The sequence below is a fragment of the Opitutia bacterium KCR 482 genome (genome assembly GCA_029269845.2).
Classification (GTDB): domain Bacteria; phylum Verrucomicrobiota; class Verrucomicrobiia; order Opitutales; family Intestinicryptomonadaceae; genus Merdousia.
In genome coordinates, this window is sequence record CP149973.1 from 680637 (window position 1) to 701635 (window position 20999).

Sequence of the window (20999 nt, forward strand, 5' to 3'; positions counted from 1 at the left end):
TCCGATACCGTCGATATGGAAAAGGCAAAAAAATTCGAATTCGCAAAATGCGCCGCCTACGAAAGCGGCGGAATCGTCAGCAAAACCGTAATCGAAAACGGCGGCGGAAACGTGTCGCTCTTCGCGTTCGCAAAGGGTCAGGGGCTTAGCGAGCACAGCGCGCCGTTCGACGCGCTCGTGCAGATAATTGAAGGCGAAGCTGAAATAAAAATCGGCGGCGTAGCGCAAAAGCTCTCTGCGGGGGAATCGGTCATAATGCCCGCAAACGTTCCGCACGCGCTTTCGGCAACGCAGAATTTCAAAATGCTGCTTACGATGATTCGCAAGTAGCCGCCCGACAAAAACGCGCAACGCCGCCCGCGACGCTACGGAAAGCCCACGGCTTTGGGGATTTCGGGCAACGCGCAAAATTCGGGCGCAAAAAAGCCCGCCGAAGTTGAACTCACCCCGTGGGGGCTGTCGCTCTAATCGGCGGGCTTAAAAATTTAAAAACCGACTTGATTTCCGCGCGGGACACGCCCCGCAAAAATCGCCGCGCTATTCGGTTTTGTCGCCGTCTTTAACGGAAGTTTCGGACTCGACAGGCTGCGACTTCTTGACGTCAACCTTCTTGACCTCCTCTTCCTTCATGGCTTCGCGGATATTGTCTTCGACTTCGCTTGTGGCCTTCTTGAATTCGCGAATCGACTTCCCCAAACCCTTTGCGAGTTCGGGGAGGCGTTTCGCCCCGAACAAAAGAAGGATTGCGAGGAAGATGACTACCCATTCGGAGCCGCCGGGCATACCAAACATCAGTATGTTATTCATAAGATTTTTCAATTTATTTTCGGGCGCGGGCGAGTCAAGCGTTATTTTGCCGCCGTCCGCCTAATTTCGTACTTGTGCGGCTTCGGCTGCGCCTCCTTGTAGATTTTTGCGAGCTGTTCGCGGGTCTTGGCGAGCATTTCCGCCTGTTTGGGCTTCATATTCTTGTAGTTTTCGGCGCACTTTCTGATGTAGGGGTGTTTGTACTTGAAATTGCCCTTCAAGAGCGACTCCACTTTCGCGATTTGCTCTTCGGGGCTTGCGATGTCGTCCAAGTGCTGCCACATTTCGGTTGCGTTGATTTCGCGGAGAGTGCCGAAAGTTTTGCGGAACTCGTCTGCGGCGGCGGAAACGCGCAGGCTCTGCGCGCGCTGCGGGGTGTTTTTGTTGTTGCCCAAATCGACGCCCGAATCGAGCGCGGCGGCGGAGTACTCGCCTACCCTTTTGCCGTCGATTAGAAGCTCGTAGCCGCCCGCGGGAAGCCCCGCGACTTTCACAATCTGCCTGTTGTAGGCGTCGAGAAATTTTACATACTTGTCGGCAAACTCGGAATCCTTGTCGACCGCAAACGGCAGGGAGTGCTCGGAAAGCGTGAATTTGACGGAGTCCGCGCCGCACTCCAAATCGGAGACTTCGCAGTTGAAGTTTTCCGAAACCGACTTTTTCGACAAATCGACTGCAACGCGCGAAACTGTGTCGGACTCGCCGAGCGTGCGCACGAAATTCGCAGCCATCACGAAATTCCCGAACGCCTGCGGGTGAACCCTGTCTTTGCCCGATACCGATTTTTCGGGGAAGTCGCGCTGAAGCTCGGCGTTGATTTTCATCATGTAGCCATGCATATCGACGAGTTTGAGCCCGCGCCTTTTTGCCTCCTCCGAAATGCACTTAGAGAACTCGCGAAGCTCGCCGTTTTTGCCGACGGTCGGGGGCGTTTCAAGCTTGGCGGTCTCGTCGTAGGGCGACGGCGTGAAGAGGATTACCCCGCATTTCGCCGCCGCGAATTTGTCGAGAATTTCGGAAAGGTTTTTGCGGTACGCAAGCCTGTTGTTTTCAACCGCCTTTGCGCGGGCGGCGTTCATGTCGGGCTTTGCGTAGACGTTGCAGTTGTTCATGCCAATCATGAGCGTTGCGGCGGCGGGTTTAAGCGCAAGAATGTCCGACTTCATTCGCTTGTTGACGTGCTTGACGGTGTCGCCGCTGATTCCCAGATTGTAGAAATCCAAAAAATCCTCCGGATAGCGCGTGGCGTAGAAAAGCGTAATGTTGCGCATGTAGCCGCCGCCGTGCGTAATGCTGTCGCCCACATAGCAGACAGTCCCGCCCGACGGGAACGCCCTGGGAGATATGTCCTTTGCGGCGAAAACCGAAGCCGCCGCGGAGAAACAGATAGCCGAGATGTATATTATTTTCAATGTTTTCATGATGTTTTTCGGTGTTTTTTTGCTTTTGATAAAAAATGTCAGTCGCGCATAAGGCGCATTATTTCGGCGGAAACCGCGCGGGCGTTTTTGAAGTCGGAAAGGAACTCCGCCCGCGCCTTTTCGAATGCCTCGGAATCGCGCTCCGCCGCCGCCTCGTAGATTTTGCCGAGCGACACGAGCGAATTGTGGTAGACGGGGTTTATGTTCGCAAACGCCACCTTTATTTCGAGCGCGCGGAGTTTCAGCGCGTCGACGTCCGAGACATTCATGAGCGCGTCGAGCGGCACGCCCGTCCTGCCGTCGGGAGAGTCAACCTGCAAGACGGCAAGCCGCGCGATTTCCTCCGCCGAGCGCGCTGGCGACATTACCCCGCCTAGACGCGCGTAGATTTCGCCCGCCAAAACGCAGCGCCACCACAGCCCGAAATCCGCCGACGGCGGCGCGTATTTGCGCAGGCGCGATTCAAGCTTTTGCGGAGTTTCTCCCGCGAGCGCGGCGTACGCAAAGCGCGCGGCGTCGCCCTTTGCCGTCCGCATTGCCGAAATGAAAGTCCAGTACGGGTGCGAAAGCGACTTTTCCGAAACGCCGTCCATTTCGAAAACCCGCGCGGGCATGGACGGCGGATTTTTTGCGCCGCGCTCCGCCATTTCGACGGGCACGCCGTAGCGCAGCGTCTGCTCGAAGAGGTCGGACATCGCCCTTTTGAGCCAGAACGGGACGCGCCGAACGGCAGCCTCTCCGCCCGATTCGAACGCTATTTTATACAAAAGCCCCTCGGCGACCGCCGACGCGAAATTTTCGAGCCGCAGATTTTTTCCCCAGCCGAACGTCAAAACGACGTCGCCGTTTTTCGACACCGAAACCCGCGCGGGAGTGTCCGTCTTTTTGCCCGTAAACTGCAAATCGACCTTTCTTGCAAGCGACAGTTTTCCGTCGGCGTTTGCGAAGTACGCGTCGAAAAGTTTTTCGCCTCTCCGCGCGGCGCGTATCGCAAACGAATGCGCGGAATAGTCGTCGGAAACAATCGCGAACAGGCGTCCGTCGTATGAATAGAGGCGCGGTTCGTCGGTCTTTTTTTTGGCAAGCTCGGCCGCGCGTTTCACGTCGTCGTCGCCGTCGCCCAAACGCCCCGCATAGTAGCCGTTGACGAATCCCTTGTCGGTATCGACCACATGTTTTGCGCGGGACTTGTCGGGGGCGGTCTGGGGTTGTTTTTCAGTCGGCTGAGTTTTTCCGTCGGAAGCCTGCGCAACAGCCGCAGTCGGCGCGGGAGCGGCTTGCGATTTATCCGAGAGTTGCGCGTCCGCCTTTGCCGCGGTTTCTTCCGAAGCTTGCGGCGCGGAAGTTTGCGCGGGCTGGTCGTCGTCGGGCGCGGACATATCGACCGCCAGCGAAATGTCTTCCGAGCGCATCGACGCGCGGAATTTTGCAAGCTCCGCGTTGAAGTCGAAATTGCCGTTTACCACGCGCCCGCTTTCGGCCTTGCCCTCGGCAGCCTCGTCCGCCATGCGTCGGGCGAGCGCGATTTTTTCGGCAAGGCTTACGGGGGCGTCGGAATGCGCAAACTGGAACGCGACAAGAAGCGCGCAGACAAAAAACGCCCTTTTCATTTTTCAAGCACCGCCGTTCCGCCGTCCACCCGCGCGGACATTTTTCCGAAAGCCGCAAAATACGCGTCGAGCGGTTTGAGCGGCTTGTACATTTCAAGGAGAGCGTCGGCGAGCCAGCCCGCCGCAAAGCGCGGAAGTTTTGCCTTTCCGACCGACGCCGACGCCACGCGCAACCCGCCGTCGAAATCCAGCCCGATGTTGGCGCGGACAACAAAAACCCTGCCAGCAAGCGACGCCGCAAACGGAACGCCGAGCACTATTTTTCCGTCGCGAAAATCCGCGCTCGGGGCGGCTGGGTAGGAAATCTGGCGTTTCAAGCCGCGCGAAGTCTCCCGCGCGGCGGATTCGAGAATGTACGCAAGCCCGCCCTCCAATTCCGACGCCGAAAACCCCGCGGATTTTTCGTCGGAAGCTACGAAGTCGGCGAGCTTTTGCGACGAAGCCGGCGCGGCTCGGAAGCCGCCGTCCGACAGCGCGAGAACCCCGAACGCCGCGAGCCCGCCGAAGCCCGCGTAGAGCGCGAATGTCGCGGCAAACCCCGCGAGCGAAAAAAACGCGAACGAAAAAAACCTCCGCATATTCCGCCTATTTTGCGTATTTCGAAGCCGTGCGCTCTATGCCCATGCGGCACGGGCGCGACGCGGGGAAAATCTCCTGCGCGGCGAGGTAATAGTTGAGGGCGACGGGAAAATCGCCCGCAAGCTCCGCCTTTTTCGCGGCGGCGAGCATTTTAACGTAGTCGGAAACTTCGGGCGCGAGCGCGGCGACGGCAAGCGCCAGCTTCGGGTCTTTCGGCTCTATTTCGCGGGCGTTTTCGAGAATGTCCCACGCAAAATATTTGTTCCCCTGTTTTTCGAACTCCTCAGCCTGAGCCATCAGCGCATCTACTTGCGAAATCTTAACGGCTACCCCGCGCAGTTTGCCCGACCTGTCGGCGTCGTTGCGCAGGGCTATTGCGTATTCGGGGGCTTCGGCGGCTATTTCGCGGAACGAGCCGCGGGCGAAAAGCTCGTCGAATTTCTCCGCGTATCTGGAAGCTCCCGAAGCAAGCCCCACCAAGTCGGAATTGAATTCGGCAATCGAGGGGTTCAGCGGCCACGCCTCCATTGCGGCGGCGAGCGACTTCTTCACGTCGTCGATTTTTCCGAGAGCCGCCGCCTGCTTTGCCGCCATGACGTGCATTTCGCTGATTCGCTCGGCGGCGCGGACTTTCGCGAGGGTCTCCTTCGAGGGGAAGTCGGGCGCGAGGGTCTCGAAGCCTTCGAGGATTTTCTCGATTGCGCCCCAGTCGCGCGAGTCCGCAAGGCTTTTGAGCGCGGAGACGTCGCGGTAGATTTTGTGGAGAGTCTTGCGTTTTTCGAACGGGAACGTCGCCATGACGGGGTCGTACTCGCCGATTGCGAAAGTCTCCATGAGGCGTTCGAGCGCGCCGTACCTTTCGCCGCCGTCGTAGAGGGCGTTCACCGCCGCCATGCCGTCGCGTATGTCCTTGCGGGCTTCGGTCGCGACGTTTTCGAAAGTGTCCACAACGGGCACGAAATTCGACACGGGGAAAAGCTCCTTAATCTGCTCGTCGCCAACTTTCATTTCCTGCACGTTTCCGCGGTAGATGTGGCGGTAGAACATCGACGCAATCTGCGCCTGCTGGAATTTGCGCTCGAGCACGAACGCGAAAAGTTGCGACTGGAATTGGAGCACCGCCTTCGCGGCGGTCGCCTCCCTGAACGTCTTTTTGACGGCAAGCTCCGCCACTTCCTCCTGCAATTTCTGCACCCTGTACCCCAAGTCGGCGGTGCCCTCGGTGCGCGGACTGAGGTTTTTCTTGCGCGAGTTGCCCTTCAAGATTTTGTCGTTTGCGTATTCGAGAAATTCGGCGCGCTCCTTTGCGGCGGTCTGCGCGGAATCCACCGACTTGCGCTGGTTGTTCTCGCCGATTTTCGCGACTTCGTATTCGTCGCGCATTCTCCACGAGAGGTAGACGAGGTTTGCAATCGTAAGCGACGAACGCCCGTCCACGTCGTATTCGGCGGCGTCGAAGAGCCTGCTCCAGCACGCGCGAACCGCCTCTTCGGGCAGGGCGTCGTTGGAAGCCGAAAGGCGCGTGTAGATTTCGGAGAGTATCGACTGGTACTTTTCGAAATTCTGAGCGTCTACGGGCGTCGAGAGATAGCGTTCAAAGCGCGCGCGCACCATGCGCGAATTGCCCACGTTGAAGGTCTTTCCCTTCCAGTTGAGCGTGCCGTTTTCGAAGTCGAAGGAATCCTTTTCTGTGTCGAAGAGTTTGTCCGCCATGCGCTCGGTCGTCGCGCTTTCGAAGAATCCGCCCGTCGGGGCGTTCGCGCTGACGCCCGCCTGCCGGGGAGTCGCCGCAGGAATGCTCTGGCTTTGCGCCGCATTTCCCGCCGCCCGATTCGCCGCGTTCTGGTTGTACAGCCACTGCGCCCCCTGCGGATACGCCGCAGACGCCGCCGCGACTACCGCCGCCGTTGTGATGAAAAATTTTGCCATACCGCCCTCCTCAATATTTTTTCATGGATTTCACCACGACCGCGCCGTCGGAAAGGACTTCGACGGACATGTCGTAGCGCTGTTTTGTCCTGACCTCCGCGCCGAGCGAGTCGGGGACGAGAACCGCAAGCTTCGCCCCGCACCCGTCCGAGACCGACACCACGCGCCCCCGCGACGGAATTTTCGCAAGCTGCATTTCCATCTCCGCAGCGAGCGTGTATGTGTTGCCCGCCAGATTTTTGGGCGACTCCAAATACTGCGCGTACGGAAATTCCGCGAATCCCGCGGAGCTTTTCTTGAAATATACCAGCGCAAGCGCGACCGCCACCGACACGAGCGGTATCAGTATTGCGATTATTATCGGCGTTGTTTTGTTTTTCATATTCGTGATTTTTGCGCGGCGGCGCGTCCGCCGTGTTTATGATGTAATTTTCAGGAAAAACGCGCGGCTTTCAAGCATTATAATTTCTGCGCGAGCACCCCCAGAACACGACGGCAAGCGCAATCGCGGTCTGGACGCCCATCGCCAAGAGCGCGAGAGAGGGCGACGGAATGAAATCCCAATCGGGCTTGGTGAGGACGTAGGCGTCGTAGATTCTGCTTTCGCGCATGGACGACATGTAGCCCGCCCAGCCCCAGTAAGCCGAGATGAACGGCCTGCACACCCATTTGAGCGATTCGGGAAGCGCGAGCACTATGCCCGAAAGCGGAAGCTGGAAGCCGACCAAATATATCGACACCAAATTCGCCTTGTCGGACGACGAAAAAATCGAGCTGAACGCAAGGCAGACCGCCGTCATCGCAACGCACGCCGCCGCCATTTCCACGCACTGCACAACCGCCGACCCCGGGAATCCGCACACGAGCTTTACGAACATGCACATCCACACGCCCTGAAACAGCGCAAGCGACACCGCGAAAATTATCTTCGAAAGCGCGTACGCGCACGGGCGCAGACCCGCAAACCGCTCCTTTTCGTAGAGGGCGCGTTCGCCCGCAATCTCCCGCGCGGAGTTGTTCGCGCCTATCAGCGAAAGCAGAACCACCTGAAAGAGCACAAGCCCCGTGGCGATTGTCGAGGCGTACGCGGCGTCCATCTGCATTTTAAGGTTTTGGCGAAGCTCGTCGAGCGCGCCCAAATTGCGGTCGAGCGCAAGGCTCTCAATCTGCGGAAGCCCGCCGATTGAAAAAATCACGACGACAAGCGGAAAGCCGAACGTGATTCCCATCGTAAGCAGCAGGTATGTGTAGTCGCGGAAAAACAGGCGGTAGCGGCGCGAGAGCAACGTTTTGAGCTGCGAAAAGAGCGTCGGGCGAGCCTCCCGCGCGTCGGCGTCGGACGGGTTTTCGCCAGATTCCCCCGCCCATTCTGCGGCTTCGGCGCGGGCGCGTTCGGCAAGGGCGGAACTGCGCCACTTTTCGCGCCAGCGGGAAATGTCGAACGCTTCGAGCGTGTCGTAGAGCGACAGCGCGGAGTCTATGCCGAAGTATTCTTTAAGCTCGCCGAGGTTTCCGAAAAACACGACCTCCCCAGCGTATACGACCGTGATTTTGTCGAAGTAGTCGAGCTTCGCGAGGTTGTGGATTATGCAGATAAATGTTTTGCCGCGTTCGTCGGAAAGCTTTTTCAGGAGGTCGAGAATCGAGTTTTCCGAAAGCGGGTCGAGACCCGAAGTTACCTCGTCGCAAACGACAGTGTCGGGGTTGTCGGCAAGCTCCACGGCAAGCCCCATGCGCCTGAGCTGTCCGCCCGAAAGCGAGCCTACCCGCTTGTCGGCGTGCTCGGCAAGCCCGACGGTCTCCAAGACGGACTCAACCCGCGCCGCCCTGTCGGAGGCGTCCGCAACCGCCAGGTCGAACGCGCATTCGACAGCCTCGCGCACGGTGAGCATTTGGTGCACGCACGTGAACTGCGGCGCAAAGCCGACGCGCCCCGAAAGGTCGTCGCCCGACGCAATCCGCACCCCGCCCAAGTAGGACTCGCCCTCCGAGGGAATGATTTTGAGCATCGCCTTTACGAGCGTCGTCTTTCCGCAACCCGACGGCCCTATGACCGCGTTCATCGCGCGGGGCGCAAACGACACTGTGGCGGAGTTCAAAATTGGGGCGTCCGAATTGGGAACGCGCACTGTCAGATTTTCGCAGCTTAGCATTTGTCGGTTTTCTCGAAATTTCTGTTGAGATTTTTGCGGTTTTATAATTAATTGCAACCATGAATATTCTTAAATTTGCCGCAGTCGTGGCGGCCGCCGCCATTTCGGCGCAGTCCGCGCTCGCGCTGAAAGTCTCCGACGACATCAAAAATCCGAACGTGTTTGCGGTCGAGTTCCCCGAAGGAACGGCGTTCTACGGACGCGCCGACAAGCTCGTGTCGGTTTCCAAGCAGGAGTTCGTCGCAGGGCCTCTTTTCGTAACGGAGGTGTGCCTTGAATTCGACCGCTCGCCCCTGCAAGTGCGCATCTACAATTCCCGCGCGCTGCCGTCGAACGCGGGGGTCGAGACGCTAAAAAAGAACCTTCCCGACAACCTCAAACAGTACGCGACGCCCCCGAAAGGCGTCCAAAAACTGCTCGACGAAAAGACGAAAAACGCCGCAACCCAGCAGTTCGTCTACAAGGACTATCCCGCGACGACCCACGCGCGGACGCTCGAATTCGTCGTAGCCGACGTGAACGAGCTCGGCGAATTTTTCAAAAAAGTTTCGGAATGCTTCGCAAATCAGGCGGGGGAAAAAATCAACGGCAAAAAATTCGTTTTGGAGGATAAAAGGAAATGATGAAAAAACTCGCAATTTCGGCGGCAATGCTCGGCGCGGCGTTCGCGTGCGCAGAGGAGAAAATCGGAGACATCGTAAAGGCAGGCGACACAACATACATGCTCGTCTGCGAGCTTTCCACGCCCGAACAGAACGCGAATTTCCAGCGCAACCTCAACATCATGCAGAGCGACTCGCGGGCGATTGACATTCTCAAAAACGCCGTTGCAAAGGAAGCCGACGCCGCAAAAAAGGCGTCGCTCGAAGAAAAGCTCAAAACGCTCGAAACGAATTTTTCGTCGAACGACGAGGCAATGCAAAAGGCGTACAGGTTTGCGACAAGCCGCAAATACCGCATGATATTTTTGGAGTCGAACATCTGCGTGCCGCTCTCAAACGAAGAGCTGTCCACGCTCAAAGACTCCGACGGCAACGCGCTCGACCCGATGAAAATTCTCACGCGCGGGGGGAAGTCGCTGTACGTCAAAAAAACCGTTTCGGGAAGCGACGAAAACCAGAAACTGCAACGCATGATAGGCTTTGTTGTGGCAAGACGCGCAGACCTCGACAACATGCGCAAAAAACTCGCCGAAACGACAGACCCCGCCGCCCAGCTCGAAATTACCGCAAAACTCGGCGCGGGCGAAAAGGCTCTGGCGGAAGCGGAAGACAAACTGCGCACCGAATACGGAATCAAGGCGAAGTCCGACTATGTTATAGAAACTTCAAAATCCAAAATGTACCTCATCTTGACGCCGGAGGAAATCCTGAAAATAGAAGCCCAAAACAAACTGCAAAAATAGAAAACCCCGCTTCTTCAAAAAAACGCCGCGACCGCGGCGTTTTTTTGCGCCCCGACAGGCGCGGCAAGCCAAATAAATCCCCCGCCCGCAGACACACAAGCCGCGCGGCGACGCCGCCGCGAAAAAACCGCCGAATTATTGCGGCGAAAAAAATGAAAAAATTTTTCCGAAAAACGCTTGACAAAAAATTTAACACTACCATAAAGGTCATCATTATGTTTTTAAATTTTAACAACGGCGAATTTTTCGGAACACAGTGTAGAAGCTGTCGAAGCCGCAACCGCAAACGAATGCGCGGGGCGGCGGTAATCGCCGTGTATTGAGGAATAGTGGGCTTAACGTTCAACCTAACCTTTTTCCGTTCCGCTTTCCCCGACAAACGCAAAAACCGCACGCACCCTTTCCGCCGCCCGACGCCCCGACTCAATTTTAAACTTAAAGACTACTATTTTAATAATATATAAGGAAACCACTAAAATGAAAAACAAAAAAGCACTTCTCGCATACGCGCTCCTCGCGCTTTCCCCCATTACCTACGCGGCGTCTTCGGAAGCCGCAGTCGAAGCAAACGCGGCTCCCGCAGAAAAAGCGGAAGCCCCCAAAGCCGCCCCCGAAAAGGGCGCGCCGCTCCCGCTTCTTACAATAGACGGCGTGGGAGGGGTAGTTCTCACGCCGATAGCGTACCTCGTAAATCCGGGGGCTGAGGGAACGGAAATCGGGCTTCCGTCAATCGGGGCGACATACGTCAACGCGCGGCAGAAAAACGTGGAAAGCTTCGGCATAACAGAAACGCTGTTCACGCGCGTCGAACTCGGCTACAACGCAAGCAGATTCGGCACAGGCTCGCTGCAAAGCGACGTTCTCGCCTACGCGGGGGCGAACATAGAGCGCAACGACGTTTGGCTGCACACGCTCAACGCCCGCGTAAACGTAATCCGCGAAAACGATTTCGACACAAAGTTCCTGCCCGCAATCACGCTCGGCGCGCACTTTAAATACAACGACGGAATCTCCGAAATAAACAAAAATCTCGGCGGACTCCTGACCAACATAGGCTACAACCGCGACTGGGGCGTGGAATTCACCGCGACGGCGTCCAAAACTTTCGTCGTCTACGGACACCCGCTCATTTTCTCGATTACAGGCCGCGCGACCGACGCCGCAAACCTCGGCTACACGGGCTATTCGGGCAAGTACGAATTTTCGGCGGAGGGCAACGTGGTCTTCGGCATAACCGACTGGCTGTTTGCGGCGTTCGAATACCGCCAGAAAATCAACCAGTTCGACGAAGTGTACGCGGGCGGCAAAGAGCTTATCGGCAACGAAAACGACTGGTGGACGGTCGGGCTTGCGGCGGTCGTCTCGCCCCACCTGACGCTGACGGCAGGCTACGGACACCTCGGCACGGTTCTGAACACGCGCGAAAATACCGCTTGGGCGGCGTCGATAAAGTACGAATTCTAAACCATGAAAAACAGTTTCGAAATTCCTACTACGAAAGCCGCGGCCTCGCAAGAGGCGCGGCGTTTTATTGAATCGCTCCCGCCCGACTTCGCGCAGGCGCAGTCGGACGCGCTCGACGAAGCCGTCGCGGGAAATTCGGCAAAACTCGACGCCGTGCGCGAGGGCAGAAAAACGCCAACCGACGTGCGCGACGATTTGTATATGCTCGAAATCCGCAAAAAATTCGGCGGCACAGATTCGAAAATCCGCGTCTACCTGCCGAAAAATTCTGAGGGCGACATGCCGATAGTTGTCTACTATCACGGCGGCGGCTGGTGCATAAACTCGGTCGAAAGCTGCGCGAGAATCTGCCAAGACATAGCGGAGAAAAACAACGCCATTGTGGTCTCGCCCGACTATCGGCTCGCGCCCGAACACCCATTCCCCGCCGCGAACTCCGACGCGACGGAAACGCTAGACTGGACAATTGCAAACGCCGAAAAATTCGGCGGCAACCCGCGCAGAATCTTCACCGCGGGCGACAGCGCGGGCGGACACCTCGCGGCGGTAGCCGCCCTTGCGCGACCGAAAGCCGTGCGCGGCGCAATCCTGATTTACCCCGCGCTCGACCTCACCGCAAAAAGGCGGCCGTCGCGCTCGCTCTTCGCAAAGGGCTTCTGCCTCAACGGCGACCTCATGGACAAATTCACCGCCGCGTACATACCCTCGGAGGAACAACGCGCAACGCCCGAAGCGTCGCCGATTTTAGCCGACAAATCGAACTTCCCCGACGCCCTGATAATTTCGTCGCAATGCGATATTCTGCGCGACGAAGCCGAAGAATTCGCCCGCTCCCTCGACGCCGCAAAACGCAACGTGCGCTACGTCTGCGTGGAGGGCGCAACGCACCTGTTCATCACCCAAAAGGGAATGGACAAAGCGTACGCGCGGGCGCTGGCGGAAATCTCGGAATTCGTGGAGTCGGCGCAATAAAAACTTCTCGACAAACACTTCCGATTCGATAGAGTATAATGGCAATGAAAATTTCCACAAGAGGTAGATACGGACTGCGAATCATGCTCGACCTCGCCCAGCACGACGGCGACCAGCCGCGCATGATTGGCGACATCTGCAAGGCGCAGGACCTGTCGAAAAAATACGTCGGCAGACTGATTCTCAAACTGCGCAACGCGGGCATGATTGCCTCGGTTCGCGGGGCGAAGGGCGGCTATAAAATCAAGCGAATGCCCAAACACATCACATTGCTTGAAATCATCGAAACAATGGAGGGCCCGATTTCGATTGTCGATTGTGTGCGCTGCCCGCGCAAATGCAAACGCTCCGAAAACTGCATAGCCCGCGACATCTGGGGAGAGCTGAACGAAAAAATCAGAAAGACACTCGAATCGCTCACGCTCCAAGACATAATCAACCGCCACGCGGACATCGAAGACTACTGCATTTAGCGCGTTTTTTCGCCCCCCGCCCGCGGCAAACGCAAGAATGCCGCCGCTTAAATAGAAAACAACAATCCCATTAAAAACATCGAAGCCCCGAAAAATTCGGGGCTTTTTCTTTGCGCGGATAGGCGGAAAAATTATAACGGCATCGGAAAAATAAACACCGAATAAAAGCCGCGCACTTTAACAAAAAATCGCGCGCGCCAACAAGCAAAAAACCCCGCGCGGCGCACAATCCAGAATAGAGCGCGGAAACAATCCAACTCCAACACTACACGGCACAAAAAAAGACCGCGCGGAAAGCGCGGTCTCTTAGCGGGACGGGGAATTGCCCGCTTTCGGGAAATTAGTCGCTATACAGCCAAGTAGATAGGTAGCGCGTGCCCGTGTCGGGAACGATTGCCACAATCTTCTTGCCCGCGTTTTCGGGAAGTTTTGCGAGTTCGAGCGCGGCAAAAATCGCAGCCCCCGCCGAAATGCCCGAATGTATGCCCTCCTCTTTCGCGAGCCTGCGGGCGGTGTCGCCAGCATCGGCGTCCTTGACGCGAATTACGCCGTCAATGACCTTAGAGTCGTAGATTTTCGGGACAAAGCCCGCGCCGATACCCTGAATCTTGTGGGGGCCGGATTTTCCGCCCGAAAGAACGGGGGAAGAGTCCGGCTCTACCGCATAGATTTTGACGGAGGGTTTGAGGGGTTTGAGCGCCTGACCGATGCCGCTGATTGTGCCGCCGGTGCCGACACCCGCAACAACGATGTCAACCTGACCGTCGGTGTCCTCCCAAATTTCCTTGCCCGTGGTGAGGCGGTGGATTTCGGAGTTCGCAAAGTTTTCGAACTGTTGTGGAATGAACGCGTCCGCGTTCTGCTCTTTGAGTTCGAGAGCCTTTTCGATTGCGCCCTTCATGCCCTTCGCGCCGTCGGTGAGGACGAGCTGCGCGCCGAGACTGAGCAGGAATTTTCTGCGCTCTACACTCATCGTTTCGGGCATGGTGAGAATGAGCTTGTAGCCCTTGACCGCCGCGACGAGCGCAAGACCGATACCCGTGTTGCCGCTGGTAGGCTCGATAATCAGACCGCCTTTTTTGAGCAGACCTTTTTTCTCGGCGTCCTCGACCATGGCGAGAGCCGCCCTATCCTTAACGGAGCCGGAGGGGTTGAAAAATTCGAGCTTGGCAAGAACCTCGGCTTTCGAATCGTTGAGTTTGTTGAGTCGGACAAGGGGAGTCCCGCCGACAAGTTCAAGAATGTTGTTTGCAATTTTCATGTTTCTACTTTCTTTGTGTTTTAAATTGAATGATATTGTTTGTTGGTATTTTGCACCATCGATTTTCTTTTAATCTTCCGCGCCGTGCGCTCACTTTTTAGGGGCGTCAAAGTACTTTCATAAGAGTGCCTTTCACGCGCTTGCGGGGTGCGTGGCGTACGCGGCTGGAAAAAATCCGCGGTAGCTCGCGAAACACCCTACTCCACTTTTCCCAGAAAACAACCTAAAATCTTCGTGCGCAAGCACTCTAATTTTAGGGGCGTCAAAGTGCTTTCATAAGAGTGGCTTTCCTGTGCGCGGAGGGCGCGTGGCGTATTAAAATTTTTCAAAGAACAGGGCAGCTTCAAAACAGCCAACCTAACTTTTCCACGAAAACAACCTTAAATCTACGCGCCGTGCGCTCACTTGTTAGGGGCGTCAAAGTACTTTCATAAGAGTGCCTTTCACGCGCTTGCGGGGTGCGTGGCGTACGCAGCTGGAAAAAATCCGCGGTAGCTCGCGAAACACCCTACTCCACTTTTCCCAGAAAACAACCTAAAATCTTCGTGCGCAAGCACTCTAATTTTAGGGGCGTCAAAGTGCTTTCATAAGAGTGGCTTTCCTGTGCGCGGAGGGCGCGTGGCGTACTTATCGTACGCGAGCGGTCTGCGCGTACAGGGAAACGCTCTTAGGGAAGTACTTTGACGCCCCGTCAAAGGACGGAGTCAAGCGCTTCAATGATATCGTCGGAGTTTTCGAGACCTATCGAGAGTCGGATTAAGTCTTTCGTCAGTCCGCCCGAAACCTGTTCTTCGTCCGAGAGCTGCGAGTGCGATGTGCTCGCGGGGTGGAGAATAAGGCTTTTTGCGTCGCCGACGTTTGCGAGGTTGCTGAAAAGCGGAATGTTGTCAACAACCTTTACCGCCGCGTCGTAGCCGCCCTTCAAGCCGAACACGACCATTCCGCCGTAGATTCCGCGTTTGAGGTATTTTGCTGCAAGCTCGTGCGAGGGGTCGTCCTCCAAGCCCGGGTAGCGAACCCACGCAACGTTCTTGTGCGACTTCAAATACTTTGCGACTTTCAGCGCGTTCTCGCCATGGCGTTCGATTCGCAGCGGCAGACTTTCGAGACCTTGCAGGAAGAGCCATGCGGCGTCGGGCGCGAGGGTCGGTCCGAGGTTGCGGAGTCCGACAGTGCGGAGTCTCAAAATGAACGCGAGGGAGTTGAGGTCGCCGAGGTCGTGGGCGAAGCGGAGTCCGTGGTAGCCGCCGTCGGGCTTGTTGTAAAGCTCGAACTTTTCGTCGGACCAGTCGAAGTTGCCAGCGTCGATTACAGCTCCGCCGATTCCCGTGCCGTGCCCGCCAATCCACTTGGAGAGCGAGTGGATTACGATGTTCGCGCCGTAGTCGATGGGGCGAAAGAGTCCGGGAGGCGTGAACGTGGAGTCCACAATCAGCGGCAGATGGTGCTTCTGCGCGATTTTCGCGTAGCCCTCGATGTCGGCGAAGTCGAGCTTCGGGTTGCCGATTGTCTCTATATAAATGGCGCGGGTTTTGGAGTTTATCGCCGCTTCAACCTCGTCGAATTTGTTGACGTGCGTGAAGCGCGTGGTGATTCCGAACGACGGCAGAATGGACGCAAACTGCGTGTACGTTCCGCCGTAGAGGTTGTTGGCGGAAACAAGCTCGTCGCCCTGTTTGAGAATGTTGGTGATTGCAAAGGCAATCGCCGCCGTTCCCGACGAAAGCGAAATCGCCGCCGCGCCGCCTTCGAGAGCCGCCAAACGCTTTTCGAGAACGTCGTTCGTGGGGTTCATGAGACGCGCGTAAATGTTGCCGGGCTCGCGGAGCGCGAAGAGGTCGGCGCCGTGCTTTGCGCTCTTGAAGTTGAAGGCGGTCGTCCTGTAAACGGGGACGGCGCGCGCGAGTGTCGCGGGGTCGGGCACTTGACCCGCGTGGATTGCCAATGTTTCGTATCTGTAATTTTTTTCGCTCATTTTTGTGTCTTTCTAAATTTTTTGTTTTTTCGGTTTTGAATTTGAAGTTGGGTTTGAGTGGTTCGGATTAGGCGGAAAGGCGACAACACCCGTCCGCCCCGCTCATTCGAGCCGTCCCGCCCGACGCGAAGCGGACTTCCGCAAGACGGCCGCCGTTCAACCCGCGAGCCGCCGCAATCTTTTTTATATCGACTGAATAAATGCGTTTCATAATCTTTATTGTTTCGGTAGTCTTTCATTGACTACCAAACCTGTCAAGTATTTTTTTCAAAAAAAATCGAAAAGTTTTTTTCCGGCGCAAAATTCGCCGCCCGCTCTCCCTATATTTACTTGACGCGCGGGCGGACGGCATTATTGCTTTAAAGATTATGTATATGACTGGGAAATTACTAACATTTGCGGGAGTTCTGTCGCTCTCCATTCTGCTCTCGGCGTGCTTCGAAAAAAAGGGCAAGCAGACGGAGGCAACCCAATACAACACGGTCGAAGTGGCGAACCCCGAAGTCAAAAAAATCGAAATTTGGGACTCCTACACCGCGCGAATCGAGGGCGAAAAATCGGTCGAAATTCGCTCGCGCGTCAGCGGATACCTCGAAAAAATCTACTTCAAGGACGGCGATTTCGTCAAGGCGGGCGACATTCTCTTCGAAATAGACCCGCGCCCATTTCAGGCTCTCGTCGAAGCCTCGCAGGCGGAAGTCAAGGAGATTGAAACGCGCATCGAGCTTGCGCAAAGCAACCTCGAAAGAGCCCGCAACCTCTACGAGGTAAACGCGATTTCCAAGGAAATTCTCGACACCCGCAAAAGCGAGCTTCTCGCCGCGCAGGCAGTGCTAAGCAGCGCGAAGGCGAAGCTCAAAGAGGCGACGCTCAACCTCGAATTCACAAAGACATACTCGCCGATTTCGGGCTATATCAGCCGCAGGCGCGTTGACGAGGGCAACCTTATCGACGCCTCGTCCACCCTCATGGCGATGGTAGTCTCGCGCGACACCGTCTACGCGTATTTCGAAATCAGCGAGCGCGACGTTATAAAATACACGAAAAACAAGCTCTTCGACTCAATCGACACCGCAAAGCACACAGGCCCCGCCGTGAAGCTCTTGCTGCTCGACGAAACCGAGCCGTCGCACTTCGGCTGCGTTACATATGTGGACAACACCCTGAACGCGTCGTCAATAGAGCTTAGGGCGGAAATTTCAAACGACAAAAAGCAGCTCTACCCCGGAATGTTCGCGAAAATCCTCCTGCGGGCGGGCGAACCCGTCGAGCACATGCTCGTGCCCGAAGCGGCGGTAGGCACCGACCTCGTGGGCAGGTATGTGATGGTCGTAAACGACAAGGACATCGCCGAATACCGCGCGGTTGCGGTCGGCGAACTTTTCGGGAACAAGCGGATAATACTCGATGGGCTGAAAGCCTCCGACCGCGTTGTGGTAAGCGGGCTGCACAGGGCAACGCCGCACAGCAAAGTAAAACCCGTGAAAAGCGCGGAGTCCGAAAATAAATGAAATTTTCGCATTTTTTCATAGACCGCCCGATTTTCGCTGGGGTAATATCGATTCTCATAACGTTCGTCGGCGCGCTCGCGTACCTCGGTCTTCCGATTACCCAGTACCCGAACATTTCGCCGCCGACAATCGTGGTCTACGGAACGTACAAGGGCGCGTCGCCCGAAGTCATCATGGACACGACAATCGCGCCGCTCGAACAGCAGCTCAACGGCGTGGAGGGCATGGCGTACATGAGCAGTCTGGCGCGTCCGAACGGCTCGTGGAACATCGTCATCACGTTCGAAACGGGCGTGGACGTCAATCTTGCGCAGATTCTGGTGCAAAACAAGGTCATGCAGGCGCAAAACCGCGTGCCGAAGGAAGTGCGCGACATCGGCATAAACGTAAGGAAACGCTCGCCCGACATTCTGCTTACAATCAACCTGTTCTCGCCCAAGGGCACGCGCGACAAAGTGTACCTTTCAAACTACGCAATCACGCAGTTGCAGGACAGGCTCTCGCGCGTGTACGGCGTGAGCGAATTCACGACGTTCGGGTCGAAGGAATACAGCATGCGCATTTGGCTCGACCCAGACAGGCTCTCGGCGGTCAACCTCTCGCCCATGCAGGTGATTTCGGCGTTGCAGGAACAGAACAAGCAGGTCGCCGCGGGCAGCCTCAACAAGCCGCCGCTCGAAACGGGAGCGGCGTTCGAGCTTCTCATCAACGCGCAGGGCAGACTTTCGACCGAAAAGGAGTTCGGCGACATCATCGTGAAATACCAGCCCGACGGGCGCATAGTGCATTTGCGCGACATCGCGCGGGTGGAGCTTGGCGCGTACGACTACGAAAACGAATCTTTCGTCAACTTGAAGCCGTCTGTGACGCTGGGCATGTACCAGCTCCCGGGGACGAACTCAATCGAGACCGTCAAGAGAATCCGCGCCGAGCTTAAAGACATGAAAAAGGGCTTCCCCGACGACGTCGACTACGCAATCAGCTACGACGCGACGGAATATGTCAAGGACTCTATCGACGCGGTGTACCGCTCGATTTTCGAGGCTGTGCTGCTCGTAGTGGTCGTGGTGCTGCTGTTCCTGCAAAACTGGCGCGCGGCGGTGATTCCGCTGTTCGCGATTCCCGTTTCGATTGTGGGAACATTCGCGGTTATGAAGGCGTTCGGGTTCACAATCAACAACCTGACGCTTTTCGGGCTGGTGCTGGCAATCGGGATTGTCGTGGACGACGCAATCGTAGTCGTCGAAAACGTGGAGCGCAACATGAAGGGCGGCACGCCCGTGAGGGAGGCTACGAGGCGCGCAATGACGCAAATTCAGGGCGCGCTTGTGGCAATCGTGCTCGTGCTGAGCGCGGCGTTTATCCCGACAATGTTCCTGAGCGGCATTTCGGGGCAGTTCTACCGCCAGTTCGCGCTGACGGTGGCGTCGAGCACAATAATTTCGGGGCTTGTGTCCTTCACGCTGACCCCCGCGCTCTGCGCCCTCTTCCTCAAAGACGGACACGCCGAAAAACGCGGAGTCTTCGACATCGTCTGGCACTACACAATAGGATACCCCCTGCGCTGGTTCAACGCGGGCTTCGACTTCACCGCGTCCGCATACGGAAAACTCGTGAAGCTGCTGCTCAAATGCGCAATCCTCATGGTGCTTGTCTATTTCGGGCTTCTGTGGGCTACGGTAAACCTCTTCAAGGAAACGCCTTCGGGCTTCATTCCCAAACAGGACAGGGGCTTTTTCAGCGCAAGGTTCGAGCTTCCCGCGGGCGCAAGCTTCGAAAGAACGCTCAACGTGATGGACAGGGCGGGCAAAATTCTCGACAAAGAGATGAAGGGCACGCGGCTTCTGACGACAATCGCGGGCGACAATATGTCGAACTTGGGACGCGCCTCGTTCAGGCTCGAAGACAAGCGCGAGCGCGAGGCAAAGGGCGAAGACCTCGAAACGCTCATGAAGCTTGCCAACAAAATCCTCAACGAAAACATCACCGAGGCAAAAATCAACCTCTACACGCCCGCGGTAGTTCCCGGAATGGCGTCGGGCGGCGACATCAAGTTCCAGCTGCAAGACAGGGCGGGGCTTGGCTTCGGGGCAATCGAAAAATACAAAAACATAATGATTGCCGAAATGGAGAAATTGCCGTGCATTTCAAGCGCATACTCCACATTCAAACTGACCAACCCGCAGCTGTACATCGACATCGACCGCGAGCGCGCGCAAAAGCTCAACCTCTCGATTGGCGACATCTTCACCACAATGCAGTACAACCTCGGCGCGGTGTACGTCAACGACTTCAACATTCTCGGACGCGTCTACCGCGTAATGGCGCAGGCGGAGGGCGGAAGCAGGCGCGACATCGCCGACGTCTACAAGCTGAAAATCCCCAACACGCGCGGCGAAAACGTGCAGCTTGGGTCGCTTGCGAGCATTCGCAGATACGTCGGGCCGAACGGGCTTTCGCGCTACAACCTCTACCTTTCGTCGGACATTCTCGGAAACGTCGCAAAGGGCTACACCACGGGCGAGGCAATCGGCGAGATCGAGGCAATCGCCGCGCGGGTGCTTCCCCCCGGAATGGGCATCGAATGGACGGACATCGCATACGAAGAAAAAAAGGCGGGCAACACATCTGTCTACATCTTCGCGATTTGCGCAATATTCGTCTTCCTGCTGCTTTCCGCGCTCTACGAAAGCTGGACGATTCCGCTGTCGGTAATACTAATCGTGCCGCTCGTGATTTTCTTCGCGCTGCTCGGCATAAACTACCGCGGATTCGGCAACGACCTCATGGCGCAAATCGGCTTCGTGGTGTTAATCGGGCTTGCGTGCAAAAACGCGATTCTCATCGTCGAATTCGCAAAACAGCGCGAAGACAAGGGAGAAACGCTCCAACACGCCCTCGCGGCGGCGTCGCAAAACAGGCTAAGACCGATTATGATGACGTCGTTTGCGTTCATATTCGGCGTAGTGCCGCTCGCCTACGGAATGGGTCCCGGCTGCGAACTCCGCCAGCCGCTGGGAACGTCGGTAATGTTCGGAATGGTCGGGGTTACGCTCTTGGGCTGCATTATGACGCCCGTGTTCTACTACATAGTGCGCAGAATCTTCGGACACCCGAAGCTCGAAAAATAACCCCTACCGCAAAAGGCTTTCAAGACGCCGCCGTTTCGGGCGGCGTCTTTTTTTTGCGAAAAAAATGCCTCAAAACGCACTCAAACGATTTACCGCGCTAACAGTTATCGTAAAATTTTTCTAAAAAAAACCAAAAACGCAAAATATTCAAAATGGGCGTGTTCTAAAACACCAAGCCGCCGCCGAATGAAAAAAATCCACAAAAAGAGACTTTTACGTTGACACTTTGTACAAAATCCCTTGTCATAGATAACATTCCGATAGTTTTCACGGAAAAGAAATAAACTGCATATTATACAAGTACAAGG

Annotated in this window: 17 protein-coding genes; 8 read left to right on the plus strand and 9 right to left on the minus strand. The window is 56.4% G+C overall.

Annotated elements, in window-relative coordinates:
• Positions 1–15: 15 nt before the first annotated feature.
• Entirely contained in the window at positions 16–330 is a 315-nt protein-coding gene (locus P3B99_002790) for a cupin domain-containing protein (protein ID WYJ08052.1), read from the plus strand.
• A gap of 207 nt (positions 331–537) precedes the next feature.
• On the opposite strand, the gene P3B99_002795 is transcribed toward P3B99_002790, so the two are convergent.
• From P3B99_002795 to P3B99_002825, 7 genes are all read right to left on the minus strand, one after another.
• Positions 538–783 (minus strand): twin-arginine translocase TatA/TatE family subunit, encoded by a 246-nt coding sequence (locus tag P3B99_002795; GenBank protein ID WYJ08053.1) that lies wholly within the window; start codon positions 781–783, stop codon positions 538–540.
• A gap of 65 nt (positions 784–848) precedes the next feature.
• Entirely contained in the window at positions 849–2228 is a 1380-nt protein-coding gene (locus P3B99_002800) for an SGNH/GDSL hydrolase family protein (protein ID WYJ08054.1), read from the minus strand.
• Positions 2229–2266: 38 nt separating this feature from the next.
• On the minus strand, positions 2267–3838 hold the full coding sequence (locus tag P3B99_002805) for a hypothetical protein (protein ID WYJ08055.1): 1572 nt from the start codon (positions 3836–3838) through the stop codon (positions 2267–2269).
• Positions 3835–4416: a hypothetical protein gene (locus P3B99_002810; protein ID WYJ08056.1), complete on the minus strand. Its 582-nt coding sequence runs from the start codon at positions 4414–4416 to the stop codon at positions 3835–3837. Before P3B99_002810 ends, P3B99_002805 begins: the two co-directional genes overlap by 4 nt.
• A gap of 7 nt (positions 4417–4423) precedes the next feature.
• The gene (locus P3B99_002815) at positions 4424–6346 is read right to left on the minus strand and encodes a hypothetical protein (GenBank protein ID WYJ08057.1); all 1923 of its coding nucleotides are present in this window, start codon (positions 6344–6346) and stop codon (positions 4424–4426) included.
• 10 nt (positions 6347–6356) lie between these two features.
• A complete protein-coding gene (locus P3B99_002820; protein ID WYJ08058.1) occupies positions 6357–6728 on the minus strand; it encodes a hypothetical protein in 372 nt (123 codons plus the stop codon).
• A gap of 70 nt (positions 6729–6798) precedes the next feature.
• The gene (locus tag P3B99_002825) at positions 6799–8499 is read right to left on the minus strand and encodes an ATP-binding cassette domain-containing protein (GenBank protein ID WYJ08059.1); all 1701 of its coding nucleotides are present in this window, start codon (positions 8497–8499) and stop codon (positions 6799–6801) included.
• Between the two features lie 59 nt (positions 8500–8558).
• Here P3B99_002825 and P3B99_002830 point away from each other — a divergent pair, with 59 nt between their 5' ends.
• The 5 genes from P3B99_002830 (at position 8559) to P3B99_002850 (ending at position 12813) form a co-directional block, all read left to right on the plus strand.
• On the plus strand, positions 8559–9122 hold the full coding sequence (locus P3B99_002830) for a hypothetical protein (protein ID WYJ08060.1): 564 nt from the start codon (positions 8559–8561) through the stop codon (positions 9120–9122).
• Complete coding sequence (locus P3B99_002835) at positions 9119–9904, plus strand: hypothetical protein (protein ID WYJ08061.1); 786 nt, start codon at positions 9119–9121, stop codon at positions 9902–9904. The genes P3B99_002830 and P3B99_002835 overlap by 4 nt, the downstream gene beginning before the upstream one ends.
• A 477-nt stretch (positions 9905–10381) precedes the next feature.
• The gene (locus P3B99_002840; GenBank protein WYJ08062.1) at positions 10382–11368 is read left to right on the plus strand and encodes a DUF3034 family protein; all 987 of its coding nucleotides are present in this window, start codon (positions 10382–10384) and stop codon (positions 11366–11368) included.
• A 3-nt stretch (positions 11369–11371) separates the two neighbouring features.
• Positions 11372–12340 (plus strand): alpha/beta hydrolase, encoded by a 969-nt coding sequence (locus tag P3B99_002845; protein ID WYJ08063.1) that lies wholly within the window; start codon positions 11372–11374, stop codon positions 12338–12340.
• A 44-nt stretch (positions 12341–12384) separates the two neighbouring features.
• Positions 12385–12813 carry an Rrf2 family transcriptional regulator gene (locus tag P3B99_002850; protein ID WYJ08064.1) on the plus strand — a complete coding sequence of 143 codons (429 nt, stop codon included), beginning with the start codon at positions 12385–12387 and terminating at the stop codon, positions 12811–12813.
• A gap of 340 nt (positions 12814–13153) precedes the next feature.
• Here the strand turns inward: P3B99_002850 and cysK are convergent, their stop codons facing one another.
• Positions 13154–14074 carry a cysteine synthase A gene (gene cysK / locus P3B99_002855; protein ID WYJ08065.1) on the minus strand — a complete coding sequence of 307 codons (921 nt, stop codon included), beginning with the start codon at positions 14072–14074 and terminating at the stop codon, positions 13154–13156.
• A gap of 691 nt (positions 14075–14765) precedes the next feature.
• Complete coding sequence (locus tag P3B99_002860; protein ID WYJ08066.1) at positions 14766–16049, minus strand: O-acetylhomoserine aminocarboxypropyltransferase/cysteine synthase family protein; 1284 nt, start codon at positions 16047–16049, stop codon at positions 14766–14768.
• A 374-nt stretch (positions 16050–16423) separates the two neighbouring features.
• On the opposite strand from P3B99_002860, the gene P3B99_002865 reads away from it, so the two are divergent.
• Positions 16424–17560 (plus strand): efflux RND transporter periplasmic adaptor subunit, encoded by a 1137-nt coding sequence (locus P3B99_002865; GenBank protein WYJ08067.1) that lies wholly within the window; start codon positions 16424–16426, stop codon positions 17558–17560.
• Complete coding sequence (locus P3B99_002870; protein WYJ08068.1) at positions 17557–20691, plus strand: efflux RND transporter permease subunit; 3135 nt, start codon at positions 17557–17559, stop codon at positions 20689–20691. The genes P3B99_002865 and P3B99_002870 overlap by 4 nt, the downstream gene beginning before the upstream one ends.
• The last annotated feature ends 308 nt before the right edge of the window (positions 20692–20999 follow it).